We start from the raw sequence: 18172 nt of genomic DNA, 5'->3' as shown, positions 1-18172 counted from the left end.
GCCCCCACCGAAGCCGTGCTACTTAGTGGGTGTTCTGATCGATTCCAGCTTGTAGCTCCTGACTGTCACTGTGCCCGCCAGCCCGCAGCGGCCCAAGGTTGAACGCTTGATCCTTGCGCGTGGCATCGTCCTGTTTCTGGGTCAGTTCGTCCTTGGCACCCAGCGCCAGGTTGACCGGTGACTTCGACAGGTTCAGCCCGACATCGGCGCGATAGCCGCTGCCCGTCAATGTGGTTGCCGTCACCGTGGAGCCGCCCAGGTTGACCTGGCCGTCCTGCGCGCTGATCCGGCTGCCGGTGAGGCGAGTATCGCCACCGACCTGCAGGCTGACGCCCTGAGTACCACGGATGCCCGAGGCCTGGGCGACGCTGTCCTTAACCACGTGGCTGACGTCCAGGTTCAGCGTCGGGGTGTAGTTGGTGTTGCCGCTCTTGTCACCGAACAGCACGTTTTGTGTGGTATCGGCCACCGAGCTGCCGGTGGTGTTCTTGCCGCTGACGGTGTAACTGTCACTGGTTTTTGGCCAGACCTTGTCCTTGAAGCTGGACAGGCGCGAGCCCACGGCGTCTTTCTTGTCCGCGAGGTAGGCCTTGGCCTGGTCCACGCGAGTGCCGAAGGCGCCACGAGGCTCTGGGTTGACGTCGTAGCTGCCACTACGCGTGAATTTTTCCCCCAGGCGTTCCTTGGCGTTGACGACGCTGTCGACCACCGTGTCCTTGGCCGAGGCCAGGTGCCCAGTGCCCTTGTCGACGGCGTTTTCCAGTTTTTCGCGGTGTTTGTCGAACGCGCCTTCGGCCTTGGCTTGCACCTTGTCCTTGAGCGGGCCAGTGGTCTTGGCCAACTTGTTGACCACCCCGGGCTGGTTCTTCTCGACATCCAGCTTGGCATCGACGTTGACCTGGGTGCTGCTGACGTGATCCTTGCGGCTCTCGACCAGCAAATCGCCGCCCACCTTGCCGCTGACCTGGTTGGCTTCGATGCGTGCGCCGGCCAGATGGGTATCGCCGGCACTGTTGATCACCACACTGTCGGCCTTGATCAGGCTGTCGTTTTGCGTGGTGCCTTGCAGGTGATCCACATCGACCTTGGCTCGGGCGTTGATGCCGAACTGGGTCTTGGGGGTGTCGTGTTCACCGGCGTCGGCCAGGGTGGTCTTACCACCACTGCCGCCCGCGCCCAGGGCCACGCCCCAACTGTTGTGAGCCTGAGTGGTTTGCGCGGACTCTTGCAGGATGCCGCCGTTGCGCGCGTCGAGATTGACGTTGGCAGCCGTGACCTGCGTGCCTTGCAGGTGAATGGCATCCGCGCTGCTTGCAGCGCTGGTGAGGCTCACGTTGCCGTTGCTGTGCAACTGCCCGACGGTCACGCCCGTATCGTTCTCGGACACTTTGCCGATGTTGAAGTTGGCGCTCAGGCTGCCGGTCTTGCCTCTGCTTTCGGCGCTGCTGGTCTTGCCGGCGCCGACGGTCAGGCCGCCGCCCAGGTTGCTGCCAGTGCTCAGGTGAGTATTTGTGGCTGCTTGCAGGTCCAGCTTGCCGCCGGCATTGAGGCTGATGTCACCGGTTTTGTCGGTGCTGCTACCGATCCGGGTGCCTTGCAGGGTCATGTCGCCGCCGCTGCTGAGTTGGATCGGACCGTTGCCCTGAATCGCCGCCACCCGGGCTTGGCTGTCCTGGGTGTCGAGCTGCTTATGGTCCAGTTGCACGCCGGCGCCGAGGTTGACGTTTGTACCGCTGGTGCCTGGCGCCGTACCGACCGTCAACGAACCATTGCCGCGCAGGCTGTTGCTGGTTGTGCTCTGGGTATCGTTGGCTTGATTCAGGGCCAACTCACCGCCCGCCTTGAGGTTGACGCCCGCCTGACCGCCATCGAACTGGCTGCCTTCATAACGCGCGTCGCCCTTGGCCGTGATGTTCACGCCTTGGCTTGCGACGTAGCTGCCCACCACCGCCGTGCTGCTGGATTCGCGCACATCACTGCTGCCACCGCTACCGCTGCCGCGCACGTTCAGGTCTTCGCCGGTGGTGGTGTAGATGCGCACACCCACCTTGGCATCCACGCCTTGCTCGCTACTGCTGTGGGTATTGGCCGCCGCCGTGGCGACATGCTCATCAGCGTTGATCTTCAGCGCGCCACCGGTGGCCTGGTATTGCGTCCCTTCGTCCTGCAACTTGCCCGCGACATTCACCTGTACCGTACCGCCACTGAACTGGCTGACGACTGCGGTGCTGTCCTGCTGGGCGCGGGTCTTGTTGGTATGGCCCACTTCCACGTCCAAGCCGACGTTGGGTTGCTCGAACGCATCGAGCAGACCGGGCTGGTGGAATTTGGCCTGGGCCACACCTTCGACGGCTTTTTCGATGGGACGGGTGACGCCTTTGTATTCGACATTGGCGCCGATGTCTGCGGTCCAGCCATTCTCTTTGTGAGTGCTGATTTCGCTGTTATGCGCCGCTTGGTTATCGACAGCTGCGGCATTGACCTGCAACTCGGTACCGGCCTTGACCTGTGCACCTTGGCTGGTGAGGGTGTTGCCGGCGTTGATGGTCAGCTTGCCGCTCGCTGCGACGTTGCTGGTTTGCGCCGTGGTCTTGTCGCTGCTGTCGTGGCTGCTTTGATGGCTGAACTGCGCGCCGCTGCCGGCCTTGTCCAGGCCACCGGTGTAGTACACGCCGCCGCCGGTGGTGGTCTGCTTGGTATCGTTGTGAGTGCTGTCGTGGGCGGCCAGCAGTTCGACATTTTTGCCGCTCAAGGTTGCATCGCCTTGTGTGGCCTTGAGGTTGGAACCCTTGATGCTCACATCACCCTCGGTCGTGACGGCCACTCTGGCGCCGCTGAGGTTGGAAGCCTGTTGCCGGGTGGTGTCGGTCTTGCGGGTGTGCTGCTGGTCTTCATAACGGATACCGGCCCGGTACTGGCGGCTGCCATCGGCGGTTTCCTTGGCGTAACCGTCGAACCCGCGAGTGTGGGTGCTGGTGGTGTCGTGGGTGGTGTTTTCAGCCGACGCGACCTTGATATCGCCCTTGGCTTCAGCCTGCAGTTCACCGGCGGCAGACACTGTTGAGCCGCTGACTTCGATGTCTTTGGCACTTTGCAGCTTCAGGTTGCTGTCCGAGCGCAGGTTACTGGCGACGACGGTGCTGTCCTTGAGGTTCTTGCGGCTTTCATCCTTGGAGATGCCGAAGAATTTGCTGTCGTTGCTGTAGCGGTTGTCGTGGGACGTGTCTTGTACACCGTCGATCACCAGCGAACCTTTGTCGCTGATGACGCTGGCCTGTTTGCCGCCGCGCGCCTGGCTGCCGCTGATGCGCACGTCGTCCGCCTTGACGATCAGCTTGCCGTCGGCATTCACCTTGCTGCCGGTGTTCAAGGTCTTGCCTTGGTTGCCATCGCCGTTCTTGCCAAAGAAGCTGCCGCCGACCAGGTCGCCAGAGTAGGCGTTGTCGCTGCTGCTCTGGGTGCGGCTGGCGCTGGTGATGTCCACGTGGCGGGCAGCTAATTGAATGTCGCCTGGGGTTTTCAGCTCGGCGCCTTGCAGTTGCAGGGTCTGTTGGCTGGTCAGCTCAAGCGCCTTGCCGGCCTTGAGGCTGCTGGTGATGTTGCGCTGTTCGCTGCTGGATTTGTCCCAGTTGGCCTTCCACAGGTGCTTGCGATGGTTGCCCTGATCACGGGTTTCGTGGGTTTCGGTGGCGGCACTCAGTTGCAGGTCAGCGCCGCTGTTGACGTGTAAATCAGCCCCCGCGTTCACGTGGCTGGCCTTGATCTCGGTCTTGGCGCCGGAAGACAACGCGGCGTTCTGTTGCGCGACGACGTTGTTGCCGTGCTGGCGCGAGTCCTTGTCGGTAGTGGTGCGGTCGTAGGTTTCGTAGGTGAAGAGGAAGTTGCTGTTGTTCCACTGTTCGCGCTTCTCCTGGAGCTTGCGACTTTCCAGGCTGCTGAGGGTCAGGTTGCGCCCGGCGTCGAGTTTGACGTTGCGCCCGCCGACATCGGTGGCCGCCAGGTTCAAGTCCCTGGCACCGTGCAAGTCCACATCGCCCTGGCGGCTTTGCACGCCGGCGCGGGTAGCATCGAGGCTGTTGGCGTGGACCTGGCCGTTGATATCGAGGTCGCCCGCCGAGCTGATCTTCACGCCGTCGCGGCCTTCCACTTGCACGGCGCCCACGCGCACGCCCGCACCTTCGGCGGTGCTGATGATGTTGATGCGCCCCGCCTGCATCGCGCCGAACAGGCTGGCGTCGATGCGCTGGTCCTGCGCTTTGCCGGCCGGGTCCACTTGGCGCACTTGCCCACTGGCGAAGTCGACTTGGTTGCGGCCGACGGTGAGGTTCAATTGATCTCGGGCGCTGAGGCGACCGTCGCTGTCGATGCGCGGCGCGATCAGGTTGATGGAGCCCTCGCGGTTTTGCAGACCCTGGCCTTGTACCGTCAGTTGGCCGTGGGCGTCCCGGGTGCTCAAGGCTTGCAGCTTGCCGTCTTGGAGCTCAGGACGACCCACCACCAGGTTGGCATTCGGCGTGTTGATGAAACTACCGCCATTCACGGAAATGCCGTTAGGGTTGGCCAGCACGTAATCGGCGGCCCGGCCGAAAATCTCCTGGGCGCCGTTCAGGGTCGAGGCGTTGCGACTGATCACTTCGTTGAGAATCACGCTCGCTGCCTGGCCCTGGAACTGTGGGTTGGCCGCCAGTTGACCGGCGAGTTGGGATTGGCCGGCTTGCAAGGCGTTGTTCAGCACCAGGCCCTGGCGGTCGACGTTGTAGTCCAGGAACTGGTTATGGGACAGGCCACCGGCATTCGGCGCGACGATGTTGACGATCGGCACGCCGCCCTGGTTTTGCAGCTGCGGGATACCGCCAGGGCCTTCGGCGACGATCACACCACCGGCCAATACCAGTTGGGGCAGCAGGAACAGGCTGGCGATGGCCCAGCGCAGTTTGCCCTGGGGAGAAAGGTGAAACGCGTGTGTGTCATTTGGCATAAATAATTTCGCTCTGTGTTGGCTGATCCGCGACGTGCGTTGTTCGTTGCAACGCTGCTGTGGTAGTCAGGTACGGCGGTTGTTTCAGGCTAATCTCGGCTTAAATCTGCAGGCTCAGGCGTGTCAGCCAGACATCCGGCTCTTGGCCAAAACCTGCGGGGGTGTTGAGGCTGTGTTGGTAATCGAAGTCGAGCTGCACGTTTTTCCAGCTCAGGTTGAGCCCTGCACTGGCACTGCTCAGGCGTTGGCCCTGGGCTCCGTGCTCACGCTTGACCCAGCCGTTGTCTAGGCCCAGGCGCGGGGTGATTTTCACTGGCAGGTCACTGTTGAGTGGCAGGCGCAGGGTGTTGCGCCACACCGTGCCGATGGCACCGGACGCACTGTTTTCGCGATAGCCGCGCACCGCGGAATCGTCGGTGCCCAGCAGTTGTTCGATGGCGGGTAACGCATCCGGGCTGTATTGCACGGACAGCTGGCTCTGCCACTGCCACGGCTGCCCGGCCCATTGGCCGTTGCGCCATTGGGTCAGGTTGGCGCGGTATTTGTGGAATTGCGCCTGGGGCAGGTTTTTCTGCGTCTGGTCAGCATCGCGATCGGCGCCGAACCAGGTCAGGCCCTGGGCGTAATTGACGTCGAGGTTCCACACCGCACTGTTGAGCCAGAACAGGTTCACGCCGGCCTCGGCCACCGTCAGCGTCGGGCTCTGGATTCCCAGGTGGGCCTTTTGCAGGTAGCTGTCGACGTCCTTGTAGGCCAGTTGCAGGTTGGCGCTGAGTTGATGACCCTGGTCGCGCCACAACACGCGGTCGCTGCGCAGGCTGACCTGATCGGTGCGGCCGCTGTTATACAGCGTGGTCTTGCTGAGCTTGAACGGCGAGCGGTATTCGGCGTGGCTGGCGAACAGGCTGTAGGTCCAGTACCCGTAAGGGATCGCATAAAACAGACTGTGACTGCGGCTGTAGCGCGGGCCATGGTTGAGGGTGTCGCTGAAGCTCAGGTTGAGCGAATCGTTGAGCTCCAGCGGGCTGTCCAGGCTCAGGCTGATGGCATTGCGATCGCGTCCGGTGCCGGCGCTGCCGAGGTTGTCCACCCCAAGCCCGAGCGACCAGCGCGAAGCCGTGCTGCGTGAACGCAGGATGATGCGCGAGGCGCCGGGCTCACTGCCTGGGGCGATGTCGGCGGTCAGATCGACCGAACGCAGGCGGTTGAGCTGGTCCAGGCCTTGTTCCAGGTCACGCAGGTTCAGCGGTTTGCCAAGCATGCCGGGGAACGCACCGCCCAACGACACCGGCAAGCTCTGGTCGGGCAGCTCGATCGCTTCGAGGTAGCCTTCCTCGACGTGAATATCCAGCGGGTGGCCGGTTGCCGGCGTACTGATCAGGTACGGGCGGCTGGCGATGTAACCCGCGTCGACGTACAGGCGGGTGATCTCGGCCAACAAGCGGTTGATCTGGGTGACGCCCATGCACGGGGCCACGTAGGGCTCGATGCGTTTGTTCAACTGCGCCTTGTTGAACAGGGTGACTCCGGCCAGGCGCGTACCGCTCAAGGGCCAGCAGCGTTCATCTTTGGCAATGACTTGGGGCGAGGTGGGGGTGGCCGGTGGTGTACCGAAACTACCTCGTTGCAACTGGCGCTGGCGTTGTTCCAGTTGCAATTGTTGCAGGTCGCGCTGTTGTTGCTGCTGCAAACGCAGGGCTTCCTGGCCGGGTTGCGGGCCATCGGCGGCAGTCGCCTGCAGCGCGCAGAGGCAGAGCAGGGTGGCGCCCAACAATGGGATGTAATAGGGGCGTTCGATTGAGGGCTGACTTGGCACTCGACATCCTTAACGTAGAAATACACACGATCAGTGCCCCAGAGCCAAAACCATGAACCCAGGGGACGTGCCACACTTGAGCCATCATTAAACGGTTTGTTACATCGGCTGTAGGATTTATTACATAAAACGTGAGGAATGCCGCGTTATTCAGCAAATAAATGCGCTTTTTTGGTGCGCAAAGGGCTGATTTGAGTCTGGAAGGCTCGATTTTTCAGGCTGAGTGAGAAACGGAGGCGGGAGGACGGGTTTCGATTGTTGCATTGAAAGAGCTTAATTGACGTGTTTATAGATCGTGAACAGCGATCCCCCTTAACGGCGATGTGGCATGGCTCTTTGCCGGCTAAGTTGACTTCAGTGGTGCCTAAGGAAGGCTTGTCCAGACGCCACTACTTGGCGCTGTTTGAACAGGCGGCCCAGGCCAGCAAAAAATCCCAGGAAATCCTGGCCGGCTTGCAAGACTCGATTCTGCTGCAGGACGCCCCGCCGTTATTGCCCGGCAGGTGCGTCGTTAGAAAGCCAGATTAGGCTTTTGAATCGATTCGATATTCTGTAGCCTTGCGCAGCTTCACCCGTGCTTGATGAACACAATCACTTCGTCCGGCGGCGCCCGAAGGGCCCCAGAGCCGGTGGTACACTCGACTTTCGCGCAACTGCGCCTGCAGGTCTTGCGAACATGACGCAAATTTCTGAACGCCTACTGGTTCAAGCCCACCTCGACGCCAAGCAGCCCAAGGCTCTCAGCGCCGATGAAGAGGCGGCCCTGCGTGCCGCCATCGCCGCCGAGCTCAAGGCTCAGGACGCGGTGCTGGTTGCCCACTTCTATTGCGACCCGGTGATTCAGGCCCTGGCCGAAGAAACCGGTGGTTGTGTTTCCGACTCCCTGGAAATGGCTCGCTTCGGCGCAGCCCACCCGGCCAAGACAGTACTGGTCGCCGGTGTGCGCTTCATGGGCGAGACCGCCAAAATCCTCACGCCTGAAAAACGCATCCTCATGCCCACCCTGGAAGCTACGTGCTCCCTGGACCTGGGCTGCCCGGTGGATGAGTTTTCAGCGTTCTGCGACCAGCATCCCGAGCGCACCGTGGTGGTGTATGCCAACACGTCGGCGGCGGTCAAGGCCCGGGCGGACTGGGTTGTGACGTCCAGTTGCGCGCTGGAAATCGTCGAAAGCCTGATGGATAACGGCGAGACTATTATCTGGGGCCCAGACAAGCACCTGGGCACTTACATCCAGCGCCAGACCGGTGCCGACATGCTGTTGTGGGACGGTGCCTGCATCGTTCACGAAGAGTTCAAGTCCAAGCAGTTGGAAGACATGAAGGCGCTGTATCCGGACGCTGCGATTTTGGTGCACCCGGAGTCGCCGACGTCGGTGATCGAACTGGCGGACGCCGTGGGTTCTACCAGCCAACTGATTGCCGCTGCCCAGCGTTTGCCGAACAAGACTTTCATTGTCGCCACCGACCGCGGCATCTTCTACAAGATGCAGCAGTTGTGCCCGGACAAAGTCTTTGTCGAGGCGCCTACCGCTGGCAACGGCGCAGCGTGCCGCAGCTGTGCGCACTGCCCGTGGATGGCGATGAATACCCTGGAGCGCACGCTGCAATGCCTGCGAGAGGGCAGCAATGAGATCTTCGTCGAGCCCTCGGTGATCCCACAGGCTGTGCGACCGCTCAAGCGCATGCTGGATTTTACCCAGGCGGCGCGTCTAAAACTGGCTGGTAACGCCTGACTCGAGTCTGGTCAGGTCAACATGTGGGAGGAGGCTTGCCCCCGATTGCAGTGTGCCAGCCAACATTGATGTAGCTGACCCAGCGCTATCGGGGGCAAGCCCTCTCCCACATTTGATGTGTGTTGCCTGAGATTATTTCTTCTGCTTTGGGATGCGCACCAACTGCGTATCCGAATAGATGTCATGCCAGCTGCGTTTACGCTTATCAAACAACGACCAGACAAACCCCAGCCCCACACACAACCACGACGCAATCGACACCACAAAGCGCAGCAGTGCCTGCCATAGGCTGATGCGCGAGCCGTCGGCGTTCTGTACGCGCACGCCCCACACCTGCATACCCAGGGTTTGCCCGGAATGGGTCCAGAACTTGGCGAAGAAGCCAAACAGCACGAAGAACAGAATCGTCGACAACAGTGGGTCACCGTCCAGCGAGCCGGACTCAGTGAGTGTGCGCATCTTGGCTTCGCCGATAAACGCGATCCATACCAGCTTGTAGATAAACGCCGTGACGATCAGCAGGGCGGTGCACAGCAGGAAGTCATAGAACATCGCCGCCAGGCGACGGCCCAGGCCAACGGCGGGGAACTCGCCTTGGGGGCTCAGCAGGGGCTTGGACATGGCAGGGCTCTCTGGGAAAAAAGCCATTTTACGAGCAAACGCACATAAAAAAGCCCCTGATGTCACCATCAGGGGCTTTTTGTCGCAGGAAGGATCAGCCTTCTGCTTGTACTTCGTCAGCCTGCATGCCTTTTTGGCCCTGCACGGCTTTGAAGGTGACCTTCTGGCCTTCTTTCAGGCTCTTGAAGCCGTTGCCCTGGATAGCGCGGAAATGCACGAACAGATCCGGACCGCTTTCTGGAGTGATAAAACCAAACCCTTTCTCGTCGTTAAACCACTTGACGGTGCCGCTCTGACGATCAGACATTTTCTTCTTTCCTTTGACGCTAAAAATTAATGACAGCCCCTTTCACATGAAAGAGTACTGGGCTGGGTTGCAGGAAAGTAAGAGACGTCGAACGGGTTGTAGCGAACTTCTTTGGCTACTGCCCAGGTCCAGGTTCCAAGCGACCCATGCAAACACAGTAACCAAACTCTACGCCAACTAATGCAGAAAAAACAAGCCCTGCCAAAAGCCCAGGTTTTGCTTGGCTTCATGACACTTAGTGTGGCGGGCTTATTCGATAGAAGGGGTCACTTGTTATAGGTTTGTCTCTATTGAATTGACTATCGTCAATGCACTGTTTTATGGCGGTTGCGTTACAGTTTAGTGCACCTTAACGCAACCGCGTTACTTATAGAAACAGTCAATCAGCCACGGTAGTAACGTTGCGGTACGAATGGCATTTTACTTACACGAAGTGGCACTTTTTTCCCACGTACCAACGCAGACACTTGGGTATCCAGTGCGATGAATGCACTGTCCAGATAACCCATGGCCAACGGGCCACCCAAGGTTGGGCCGAAGCCGCCACTGCACACGCTGCCGATCACCGTGCCGTGTTCGTCGACGATTTCCGCGCCCTCACGTACAGGCGTACGTTCCTGGGGCAGCAGGCCGACACGCTTGCGGCTCACACCGGCTTGTTGTTGAGTGAAGATGCGGTCTGCGCCCGGGAAACCACCGGCACGTGCGCCATCGGCACGGCGAGCCTTGGAGATCGCCCACAGCAGGCTGGCTTCGATTGGCGTGGTGTCGGTGTTCATGTCATGGCCGTACAGGCACAGGCCGGCTTCCAGGCGCAGGGAGTCGCGGGCGCCCAGGCCGATGGCTTGCACTTCGGTTTCGGCCAGCAGGCTACGGGCAAGGCTTTCGGCGTTGGCGGCAGGCACCGAGATTTCGAAGCCGTCCTCACCGGTGTAGCCGGAGCGGCTGACGTAGCAGTCCACCCCCAGCAGGCGCAGGGAGGCGAACTGCATGAAGGTCATCTGGGTGACTTCCGGTGCCAGGCGCGCCAAGACTTTAACTGCTGCTGGGCCTTGCAGGGCCAGCAGGGCGCGTTCTTCGAACAGCGGCTCGATCGTGCACTGGTCGCCGATATGCTTGCGCAGGTGTGCCAAATCCTGGTCTTTGCAGGCCGCGTTGACCACCAGGAACAGCTCGTCGTTGCCCAGGTTGGCGACCATCAGGTCGTCGAGGATGCCGCCCTGTTCATTGGTGAACATCGCGTAGCGCTGCATGCCCACTGGCAAGTCGATGATGTCGACCGGCACCAGGGTTTCCAGGGCTTTTGCGGCATTCGCGCCGGTCAGACGGATCTGGCCCATGTGGGACACGTCGAACAACCCGGCCTGATCGCGGGTGTGCTGGTGTTCCTTCATCACGCCCAGCGGGTATTGCACCGGCATGTCATAGCCGGCGAAAGGCACCATGCGTGCGCCGAGTTCGAGGTGCAGTGCATGCAGAGGGGTTTTCAACAGGGTTTCGGTGGACATATTCAGCTCCTGAAAAAACGTGCTGGCGCGCCTTTGGGCGTCAGCACTCGATAATGTTGACCGCCAAACCGCCACGGGCGGTTTCCTTGTATTTGCTTTTCATGTCGGCGCCGGTCTGGCGCATGGTGCGGATGACTTTGTCGAGGGATACAAAATGCTGCCCGTCGCCGCGCAACGCCATGCGCACCGCATTGATTGCCTTGACCGAGCCCATCGCATTGCGCTCGATGCAGGGCACTTGAACCAGCCCGCCAATCGGGTCACAGGTCAGGCCGAGGTTGTGTTCCATGCCGATCTCGGCGGCGTTTTCCACTTGGGACACGCTGCCGCCCAACACTTCACAGAGCGCACCTGCCGCCATGGAACAGGCCACGCCGACTTCGCCTTGGCAGCCGACTTCGGCCCCGGAGATCGACGCGTTTTCCTTGTACAGAATGCCGATGGCGGCGGCCGTGAGCAGAAAGCGCACCACGCCGTCCTCATTCGCACCGGGGATAAAGCGCATGTAGTAATGCAGCACCGCCGGCACAATCCCGGCCGCACCATTGGTGGGCGCCGTGACTACGCGCCCACCGTTGGCGTTTTCTTCGTTGACGGCCAGTGCATACAGATTGACCCAATCGAGCACCGACAGCGGATCACGCAGTGCCGATTCCGGGTTTTTGCACAGTTGGCGGTGCAGCGCAGCCGCACGGCGCTTGACCTTCAAACCTCCAGGCAAGATCCCTTCGTTGCGACAACCGGCATCCACGCAGTCCTGCATCACCTGCCAGATTTTCAGCAGGCCGGCGCGGGTTTCCGCTTCGGGGCGCCAGGCACTTTCATTGGTCAGCATCACCTGGCTGATGGACAGCCCGTAGGTGGCGCAGTGGCCAAGCAAGTCCTTGGCGTTCTTGAACGGGAAGGTGAGGGGGGTGGCGTCCTCGACGATCCGGTCCGCGCCGGCCGCGTCCTCATCCACCACAAAACCACCACCGACCGAGTAGTACTCGCGGCTGCGGATCTGAATGTTGGCGGCGTCGAAGGCACGAAAAATCATGCCGTTGGGATGGTAGGCGAGGGGTTTGCGAATCATCGCCAGGTGTTCTTTCTCGTTGAACGCAATGCTGTGTTCGCCGAGCAGATTCAGGCGGCCATCCTTGCGCATCTGCGCCAGGCGGGTGGCCACGGTTTCGGTATTCACGGTGTCCGGGTGTTCGCCTTCCAGGCCCAGCAGCACGGCCTTGTCGCTGCCGTGGCCTTTACCGGTGGCGCCCAGCGACCCATAAAGCTCCACCTTGACGCAGGTGGTGGCGCTCAACAGGTTGTCACGCTTGAGGCCCTCGACGAATCGAGCAGCGGCGCGCATCGGGCCGACGGTGTGGGAACTGGAGGGGCCGATGCCAATCTTGAACAGGTCGAACACGCTTAAGGACATGGTTGTTCTCCGGTTTCTTATTATTTTATGAGGACCGACCCGGTCAATGTGGGAGCCGGGCTTGCCCGCGATAGCGGTGGCTCAGACAACATTACTGTCACTGATACATCGCTATCGCAGGCAAGCCAGCTCCCACACTGACCGCGTTTCTTCAGTCAGGTTACGCGTAGCTCTCGATGGAAGGGCACGCACACACCAGGTTGCGATCACCAAACACGTTGTCCACACGCCCAACCGGCGGCCAGTACTTGCCTTCGATCAACGACGGCACTGGGTACACCGCCTGTTCACGGGTGTAGGGATGCGTCCACTCACTCACCAGTTCAGCAGCGGTGTGCGGCGCGTTTTTCAGCGGGTTATCGTCCTTGTCCAGGGTGCCATTTTCCACCGCGCGGATTTCTTCGCGGATGGCGATCATCGCGTTGCAGAAGCGGTCCAGTTCTTCCTTGGATTCGCTTTCGGTCGGCTCGATCATCAGGGTGCCGGCCACCGGGAAGGACATGGTTGGCGCATGGAAACCGAAGTCGATCAGGCGCTTGGCAACGTCATCCACGCTGATGCCGCTGCTGTCTTTCAGCGGGCGCAGGTCGAGGATGCATTCATGTGCCACCAGGCCGTTGCTGCCGGTGTAGAGGACTGGGTAGTGCTCTTCGAGGCGACGGGAGATGTAGTTGGCATTCAGGATGGCCAGTTGCGAAGCGCGCTTGAGGCCCGCACCGCCCATCATGCTGATGTACATCCAGGTGATCGGCAGGATGCTCGCGCTGCCGAACGGTGCCGCGCACACGGCGCCTTCCTTGCGCTCCATGGCGGCGTGGCCTGGCAGGAATGGCGTGAGGTGAGATTTCACGCCAATCGGGCCAACGCCCGGGCCGCCGCCGCCGTGTGGAATGCAGAAGGTCTTGTGCAGGTTCAGGTGGGATACGTCGCCGCCGAACTTGCCCGGGGCGCAGAGGCCGACCATGGCGTTCATGTTGGCGCCATCGATGTACACCTGGCCGCCGTTGTCGTGGATGATCCCGCAGATTTCGCGGATACCTTCTTCGAACACGCCGTGGGTGGATGGGTAGGTGATCATCAGCGCGGCGAGGTGCTCGCGGTGCTCGATGGCCTTGGCGCGCAGGTCTTCGATGTCGACGTTGCCACGTGCATCGCAGGCGGTGACGACCACGCGCATACCGGCCATGTTGGCGGTGGCGGGGTTGGTACCATGGGCCGACGATGGGATCAGGCAGATGTCGCGGCGCTCTTCGCCACGGCTCTGGTGATAGGCACGGATCGCCAGCAGGCCCGCGTACTCACCCTGGGAACCGGCGTTCGGTTGCAGCGAGATTGCGTCGTAGCCGGTGGCCGCGCAGAGCATGGCTTCCAGCTCGGAAGTCAGTTGCTGGTAGCCGGCGCTTTGATCCGCCGGGGCGAACGGGTGCAGGGCACCGAACTCGGCCCAGGTCACCGGGATCATTTCGCTGGCGGCGTTGAGTTTCATGGTGCAAGAGCCCAGCGGGATCATGGTGCGGTCCAGTGCCAGGTCCTTGTCGGCCAGCTTGCGCAGGTAGCGCATCAGCTCGGTTTCGGAGTGATAGCGGTTGAAAACCGGATGGCTGAGGACTGGCGACTGACGCAGCAGGGCGGCTGGCAGCGTGCTTTCAGTTTGGGTGAAAGCTGGCAGGGCCTTGCCATCGGCAAAGATCGCCCACAGGGTCTCGATATCGGCCTGGGTGGTGGTTTCGTCCACCGACACACCCAGGCGCTCGCTATCCACCACACGTAGGTTGATGCGCTGGGCGCGGGCCTTGTCATGCAGCGCGGCGGTGTTGGCGCCGGTGTTGAGGGTGATGGTGTCGAAGAAGTTTTCCTGCTCGACCTTCAAGCCCAGGGCGGTCAGGCCCTTGGCCAGGATCGCGGTCAGCTGGTGCACACGCTGGGCAATCTGGGTCAGGCCTTGAGGGCCGTGGTACACGGCATACATGCTGGCGATGTTGGCCAGCAGCACCTGGGCGGTGCAGATGTTCGACGTGGCTTTCTCGCGGCGGATATGTTGCTCGCGGGTCTGCATGGCCAGGCGCAGGGCCGGCTTGCCGAAACGGTCGACGGACACACCGACCAGGCGGCCCGGCATGTCGCGTTTGAACGCATCCTTGGTAGAGAAGTAGGCCGCGTGCGGGCCACCGAAGCCCAGCGGCACGCCGAAGCGTTGTGCGCTGCCGATAGCCACGTCGGCGTCGAACTCGCCCGGCGGGGTGAGCAGGGTCAGGGCCAGCAGGTCGGCGGCCACGGCCACCAGGGCGTTGGCGGTGTGGAAGCGTTCGGTCAGTTCGCGGTAGTTGAACACGTCACCGTTGCTGGCCGGGTATTGCAGCAGGGCGCCGAAGAACGGGCTGGCGTCGGTCAGTTCGCGCTCATCGCCCACCACCACGTCGATGCCCAACGGCTCGGCACGGGTACGCAGTACATCGAGGGTTTGCGGGTGGCTGTGGATCGACGCGAAGAAGGCGTTGCTGCCCTTGTTCTTGCTCAGGCGCTTGCAGAAGGTCATGGCTTCGGCGGCGGCGGTGGCTTCATCGAGCAGGGATGCGTTGGCGATCGGCAGGCCGGTGAGGTCGCTGATCAAGGTCTGGAAGTTCAATAGCGCTTCCAGGCGGCCTTGGGAAATTTCTGGCTGGTATGGCGTGTAGGCGGTGTACCAGGCCGGGTTTTCCAGCAGGTTGCGCAAGATCGGCGACGGTGTGTGGCAGTTGTAGTAGCCCTGGCCGATGTAGGTCTTGAACAGCTGGTTCTTGCCGGCGATGGCCTTGATCTTGGCCAGGGCCTCGGCTTCGCTCAGGCCGTCTTCCAGGCCGAGTACGCTGGTGCCCTTGATGCTTTCCGGGATCACGCTGGCGCTGAGGGCTTCCAGGGAATCGAAGCCCAGGCTGGCGAGCATTTGTTGCTCATCGGAGGGACGCGGGCCGATGTGGCGGGCGATGAACTCGTTGGCGGTGGTCAGGTTAGTCATGGCGCGCTCCTCAGGCTTCAGCGTTGGCTTTGATCAGGCGGTCGTACGCGTCCTGATCCAACAGTTTAGCCACTGCACCGGCATCGGCCGGTTTGAAGCGGAAGAACCAGCCTTCGCCCATCGGGTCTTCGTTGACCAGCTCCGGGCTGCCATCCAATTTGTCGTTCACTTCGAGAACTTCACCGTCCAAAGGCATGTACACACCGCTGGCCGCTTTTACGGACTCAACGGTGGACGCTTCGGCGCCCTTGTCGTAGGCCTGCAACTCCGGCAGTTGCACGAAAACCACATCACCCAGCGCGTTCTGCGCAAAAGCGGTGATACCCACGGTGACACTGCCGTCAGCTTCGGCGCGCAGCCATTCGTGATCTTCAGTGAAACGCAACTCGCTCATGGAAACTCCTCAGGGCCAGATTCGTCTGGTGGACGGGATTGGAATAATGGGGAGTTGCTTAGCAATATCGCGGCCAAATTTATTATTTCGTTATAAATCAACGAGTTATTGTTTTTGGTTATGAGGATATAAAATTCAGCTGTAGCGATTTCGATACAGCTGGCCCCGCGAAAAAAAGCCTATGTGGATCAAAGCCTTGCATGGCGCGCAAAAAACAGGGTTGTAGCGATTTCGTTCCACTGTAGCGCTTTCAGTACACTGAATGTCGTTCCTGGACCAAAACTTAAAGCTCGAAGTGCAATTCCTGTGGGAGCTGGCTTCAGGGCTTATTGGGAATGCCGTATTTACGCAGACGATGGGCGATGGCCGTGTGGGAGGTTTGCAGGCGGCTGGCCAGTTGGCGGGTCGAGGGATAACTTGTGTAGAGCGTTTCCAGCAAGCCGCGTTCGAAGTCTTCCACCGCCTGCTCCAGGCTGTCGACTTCGCCGTCGTTTTGGCGTGCCACCGAAGTACCGGCGATGTCCAGGTCGCCGATGTCCACCAGGCTGCTTTCGCAGATGGCGGCAGCGCGGAAGATCACATTTTGCAACTGGCGCACATTGCCCGGCCAGCGGTTGCCGAGCAGTGCCGGATAGGTGCCGGGCGCCAAGCGGCATACCGGGCGCTGGATCTGTGCGCAAGCCTGCTGCATGAAGTAGCGGGCCAGCAACAGGATGTCCTGGCCGCGTTCACGCAGCGGCGGTACTTCGACGTTGAGCACATTGAGTCGATAAAACAGGTCTTCGCGGAAGGTGCCCTCGCTGACCATCTTTTCCAGGTCACGGTGAGTGGCGCTGAGGATGCGTACATTGACCTTCACTTCACGGTCACCGCCCACGCGGCGGAAGCTGCCGTCATTCAGGAAACGCAGCAGCTTGGCCTGCAAATACGGCGACATCTCGCCAATCTCATCCAGGAATACGGTGCCCTGGTTGGCCAGTTCCATCAGCCCCGGCTTGCCGCCGCGTTGGGCACCGGTGAAGGCGCCCGGTGCATAACCGAACAACTCACTCTCGGCGAGGTTTTCCGGCAGCGCCGCACAGTTCAAGGCCAAGAACGGCGCACTGTGCCGCGAACTGATCGCGTGGCAAGCGCGTGCCACCAACTCTTTGCCCGTGCCGGTTTCACCCTGGATCAACAATGGCGCGTCCAGCGCGGCTACCCGTTGCGCCCGGGCCTTGAGCGTGCGGATCACCGGCGACTCGCCCAGCAGCGCATCAAACCCTTCGGCATGGTCGTGGTGCAATGCGGACAGTTGTTCGCCGATGCGGTTGGGTTGATACAGGGTGAGCAGGGCGCCGGCGTCGGTGATGGGCGTGGCGTCCAGCAGCAGGGTCTGGCCATTGACGCTGATCTCGCGCAGTGGCAAGCGGAAGCCTTGCTCCAGCAGGGTTTCCAGCAGCGCGGGGTCGTTGAACAGCTCGCTGATGCTTTCTCCAGCCGGTTCGCGACCGTACAGGGCGATCAGTGCCGGGTTGGCCAGCAGGATCTTGCCGGCGCTGTCCAGGGCCAATACCGGGTCGGTCATGGCGGCCAGCAACGCGTCGAGTTGCAGGTGGCGGCGCTGGCCGGGGAGGATGTCCACCACCGTCACAGCCTGCACGCCCTGCACGCTGAACAGCGCGTCGCGCAGTTCCTCCAACACTTCGGCGCTCAAGGTCGGCGCGTCGATATAGACGTTGGGCGGCACCATTTCCACCGCATCCAGGTTGAGATTACGTCCACCGAGCAGGGCCAGGACTTCCTGGGTAATGCCGACGCGGTCGATGAAGCTGACGTGGATACGCATGGGGTGATTGGCAGTTCTGGAGAGCAGAGGCGGCAAGTATGCCTTGGAGCGGGGCGCAGGTGAAATCTGACAAATGATGGAGAGCAAAATGTGGGAGGGGGCTTGCCCCCGATGGCTGTGTGTCAGCCACAGATTTATTAGCTGATCCACCGCAATCGGGGGCAAGCCCCCTCCCACATTTTGACCTGTATTGTGTCAGTGCAAGCGTGTTATTCCAGGTGCTCGGGTTTGATCGGATCGCCGGGTTTCACATCCAACTGATGCCGCACATCCTCGAACATCAAGTCGTACTGCTTGTGCATGGAACCATTGAGTACAGCGATCTTCGGCATCCCGTATTTCTGCGCGATGTTCATCGCATGCCGCGCAAAGTCGAACGCTTGGTCCTTGGGCAGGAAAAACTCTTCCTTGAGGTCCTTGCCCTGCACCGAACCGTGCAGCTTGAAGAGCATTCCCTTGCCTTCCTTTGGGTCTTGGCTGACTTCATAGTCGATGCACAGGTTGTAGCTGTAGTCCTGAGCATTTAGCGCGTGACGTTCAACATGCAAGTGACCGGGTTCAAAGGTGGCCATA

The 18172-nt window shown here is 61.0% G+C and carries 11 protein-coding genes; 1 reads left to right on the top strand and 10 read right to left on the bottom strand.

Annotated elements, in window-relative coordinates:
* Positions 1-22: 22 nt before the first annotated feature.
* Together AC07V4_RS18040 and AC07V4_RS18035 are read right to left on the bottom strand one after the other, a co-directional pair.
* Positions 23-4978, bottom strand: a complete 4956-nt coding sequence (locus tag AC07V4_RS18040; protein WP_492637886.1) for a hemagglutinin repeat-containing protein — start codon at positions 4976-4978, stop codon at positions 23-25.
* 100 nt (positions 4979-5078) lie between these two features.
* Complete coding sequence (locus AC07V4_RS18035; protein WP_492637885.1) at positions 5079-6794, bottom strand: ShlB/FhaC/HecB family hemolysin secretion/activation protein; 1716 nt, start codon at positions 6792-6794, stop codon at positions 5079-5081.
* A gap of 676 nt (positions 6795-7470) precedes the next feature.
* On the opposite strand from AC07V4_RS18035, the gene nadA reads away from it, so the two are divergent.
* Positions 7471-8529 (top strand): quinolinate synthase NadA, encoded by a 1059-nt coding sequence (gene nadA, locus AC07V4_RS18030; protein ID WP_431752363.1) that lies wholly within the window; start codon positions 7471-7473, stop codon positions 8527-8529.
* 132 nt (positions 8530-8661) lie between these two features.
* Here the strand turns inward: nadA and AC07V4_RS18025 are convergent, their stop codons facing one another.
* The 8 genes from AC07V4_RS18025 to AC07V4_RS17990 form a co-directional block, all read right to left on the bottom strand.
* Positions 8662-9150, bottom strand: coding sequence for an RDD family protein (locus tag AC07V4_RS18025; RefSeq protein ID WP_492637884.1), 489 nt, complete (start codon positions 9148-9150; stop codon positions 8662-8664).
* Between the two features lie 94 nt (positions 9151-9244).
* The gene (locus AC07V4_RS18020) at positions 9245-9457 is read right to left on the bottom strand and encodes a cold-shock protein (protein ID WP_034109143.1); all 213 of its coding nucleotides are present in this window, start codon (positions 9455-9457) and stop codon (positions 9245-9247) included.
* Between the two features lie 383 nt (positions 9458-9840).
* The gene (gcvT, locus tag AC07V4_RS18015) at positions 9841-10965 is read right to left on the bottom strand and encodes a glycine cleavage system aminomethyltransferase GcvT (protein ID WP_492637883.1); all 1125 of its coding nucleotides are present in this window, start codon (positions 10963-10965) and stop codon (positions 9841-9843) included.
* A 40-nt stretch (positions 10966-11005) separates the two neighbouring features.
* Positions 11006-12382 (bottom strand): L-serine ammonia-lyase, encoded by a 1377-nt coding sequence (locus AC07V4_RS18010; protein ID WP_492637882.1) that lies wholly within the window; start codon positions 12380-12382, stop codon positions 11006-11008.
* A gap of 160 nt (positions 12383-12542) precedes the next feature.
* Positions 12543-15377, bottom strand: coding sequence for an aminomethyl-transferring glycine dehydrogenase (gene gcvP, locus AC07V4_RS18005; protein ID WP_492637881.1), 2835 nt, complete (start codon positions 15375-15377; stop codon positions 12543-12545).
* A gap of 10 nt (positions 15378-15387) precedes the next feature.
* Positions 15388-15771, bottom strand: coding sequence for a glycine cleavage system protein GcvH (gene gcvH / locus AC07V4_RS18000; protein ID WP_010208126.1), 384 nt, complete (start codon positions 15769-15771; stop codon positions 15388-15390).
* 319 nt (positions 15772-16090) lie between these two features.
* On the bottom strand, positions 16091-17599 hold the full coding sequence (gene gcsR / locus AC07V4_RS17995; protein ID WP_492637880.1) for a transcriptional regulator GcsR: 1509 nt from the start codon (positions 17597-17599) through the stop codon (positions 16091-16093).
* A 209-nt stretch (positions 17600-17808) separates the two neighbouring features.
* Positions 17809-18171 carry a DUF5064 family protein gene (locus AC07V4_RS17990; RefSeq protein WP_492637879.1) on the bottom strand — a complete coding sequence of 121 codons (363 nt, stop codon included), beginning with the start codon at positions 18169-18171 and terminating at the stop codon, positions 17809-17811.
* Between the last annotated feature and the right edge of the window lies 1 nt (position 18172).

Source organism: Pseudomonas sp. GW821-FHT03A09 (assembly GCF_059421065.1).
This window is presented reverse-complemented; position numbering and strand designations above follow the sequence as displayed.

Bases quoted from the DNA above. Each gene is read 5' to 3' on its own strand.
- AC07V4_RS18010 (WP_492637882.1), bottom strand. From the start codon at position 12,382: ATGTCCTTAAGCGTGTTCGACCTGTTCAAGATTGGCATCGGCCCCTCC.
- nadA (WP_431752363.1), top strand. From the start codon at position 7,471: ATGACGCAAATTTCTGAACGCCTACTGGTTCAAGCCCACCTCGACGCC.
- gcsR (WP_492637880.1), bottom strand. From the start codon at position 17,599: ATGCGTATCCACGTCAGCTTCATCGACCGCGTCGGCATTACCCAGGAA.
- AC07V4_RS18025 (WP_492637884.1), bottom strand. From the start codon at position 9,150: ATGTCCAAGCCCCTGCTGAGCCCCCAAGGCGAGTTCCCCGCCGTTGGC.
- gcvH (WP_010208126.1), bottom strand. From the start codon at position 15,771: ATGAGCGAGTTGCGTTTCACTGAAGATCACGAATGGCTGCGCGCCGAA.
- gcvT (WP_492637883.1), bottom strand. From the start codon at position 10,965: ATGTCCACCGAAACCCTGTTGAAAACCCCTCTGCATGCACTGCACCTC.
- AC07V4_RS17990 (WP_492637879.1), bottom strand. From the start codon at position 18,171: ATGGCCACCTTTGAACCCGGTCACTTGCATGTTGAACGTCACGCGCTA.
- AC07V4_RS18020 (WP_034109143.1), bottom strand. From the start codon at position 9,457: ATGTCTGATCGTCAGAGCGGCACCGTCAAGTGGTTTAACGACGAGAAA.
- gcvP (WP_492637881.1), bottom strand. From the start codon at position 15,377: ATGACTAACCTGACCACCGCCAACGAGTTCATCGCCCGCCACATCGGC.
- AC07V4_RS18040 (WP_492637886.1), bottom strand. From the start codon at position 4,978: ATGCCAAATGACACACACGCGTTTCACCTTTCTCCCCAGGGCAAACTG.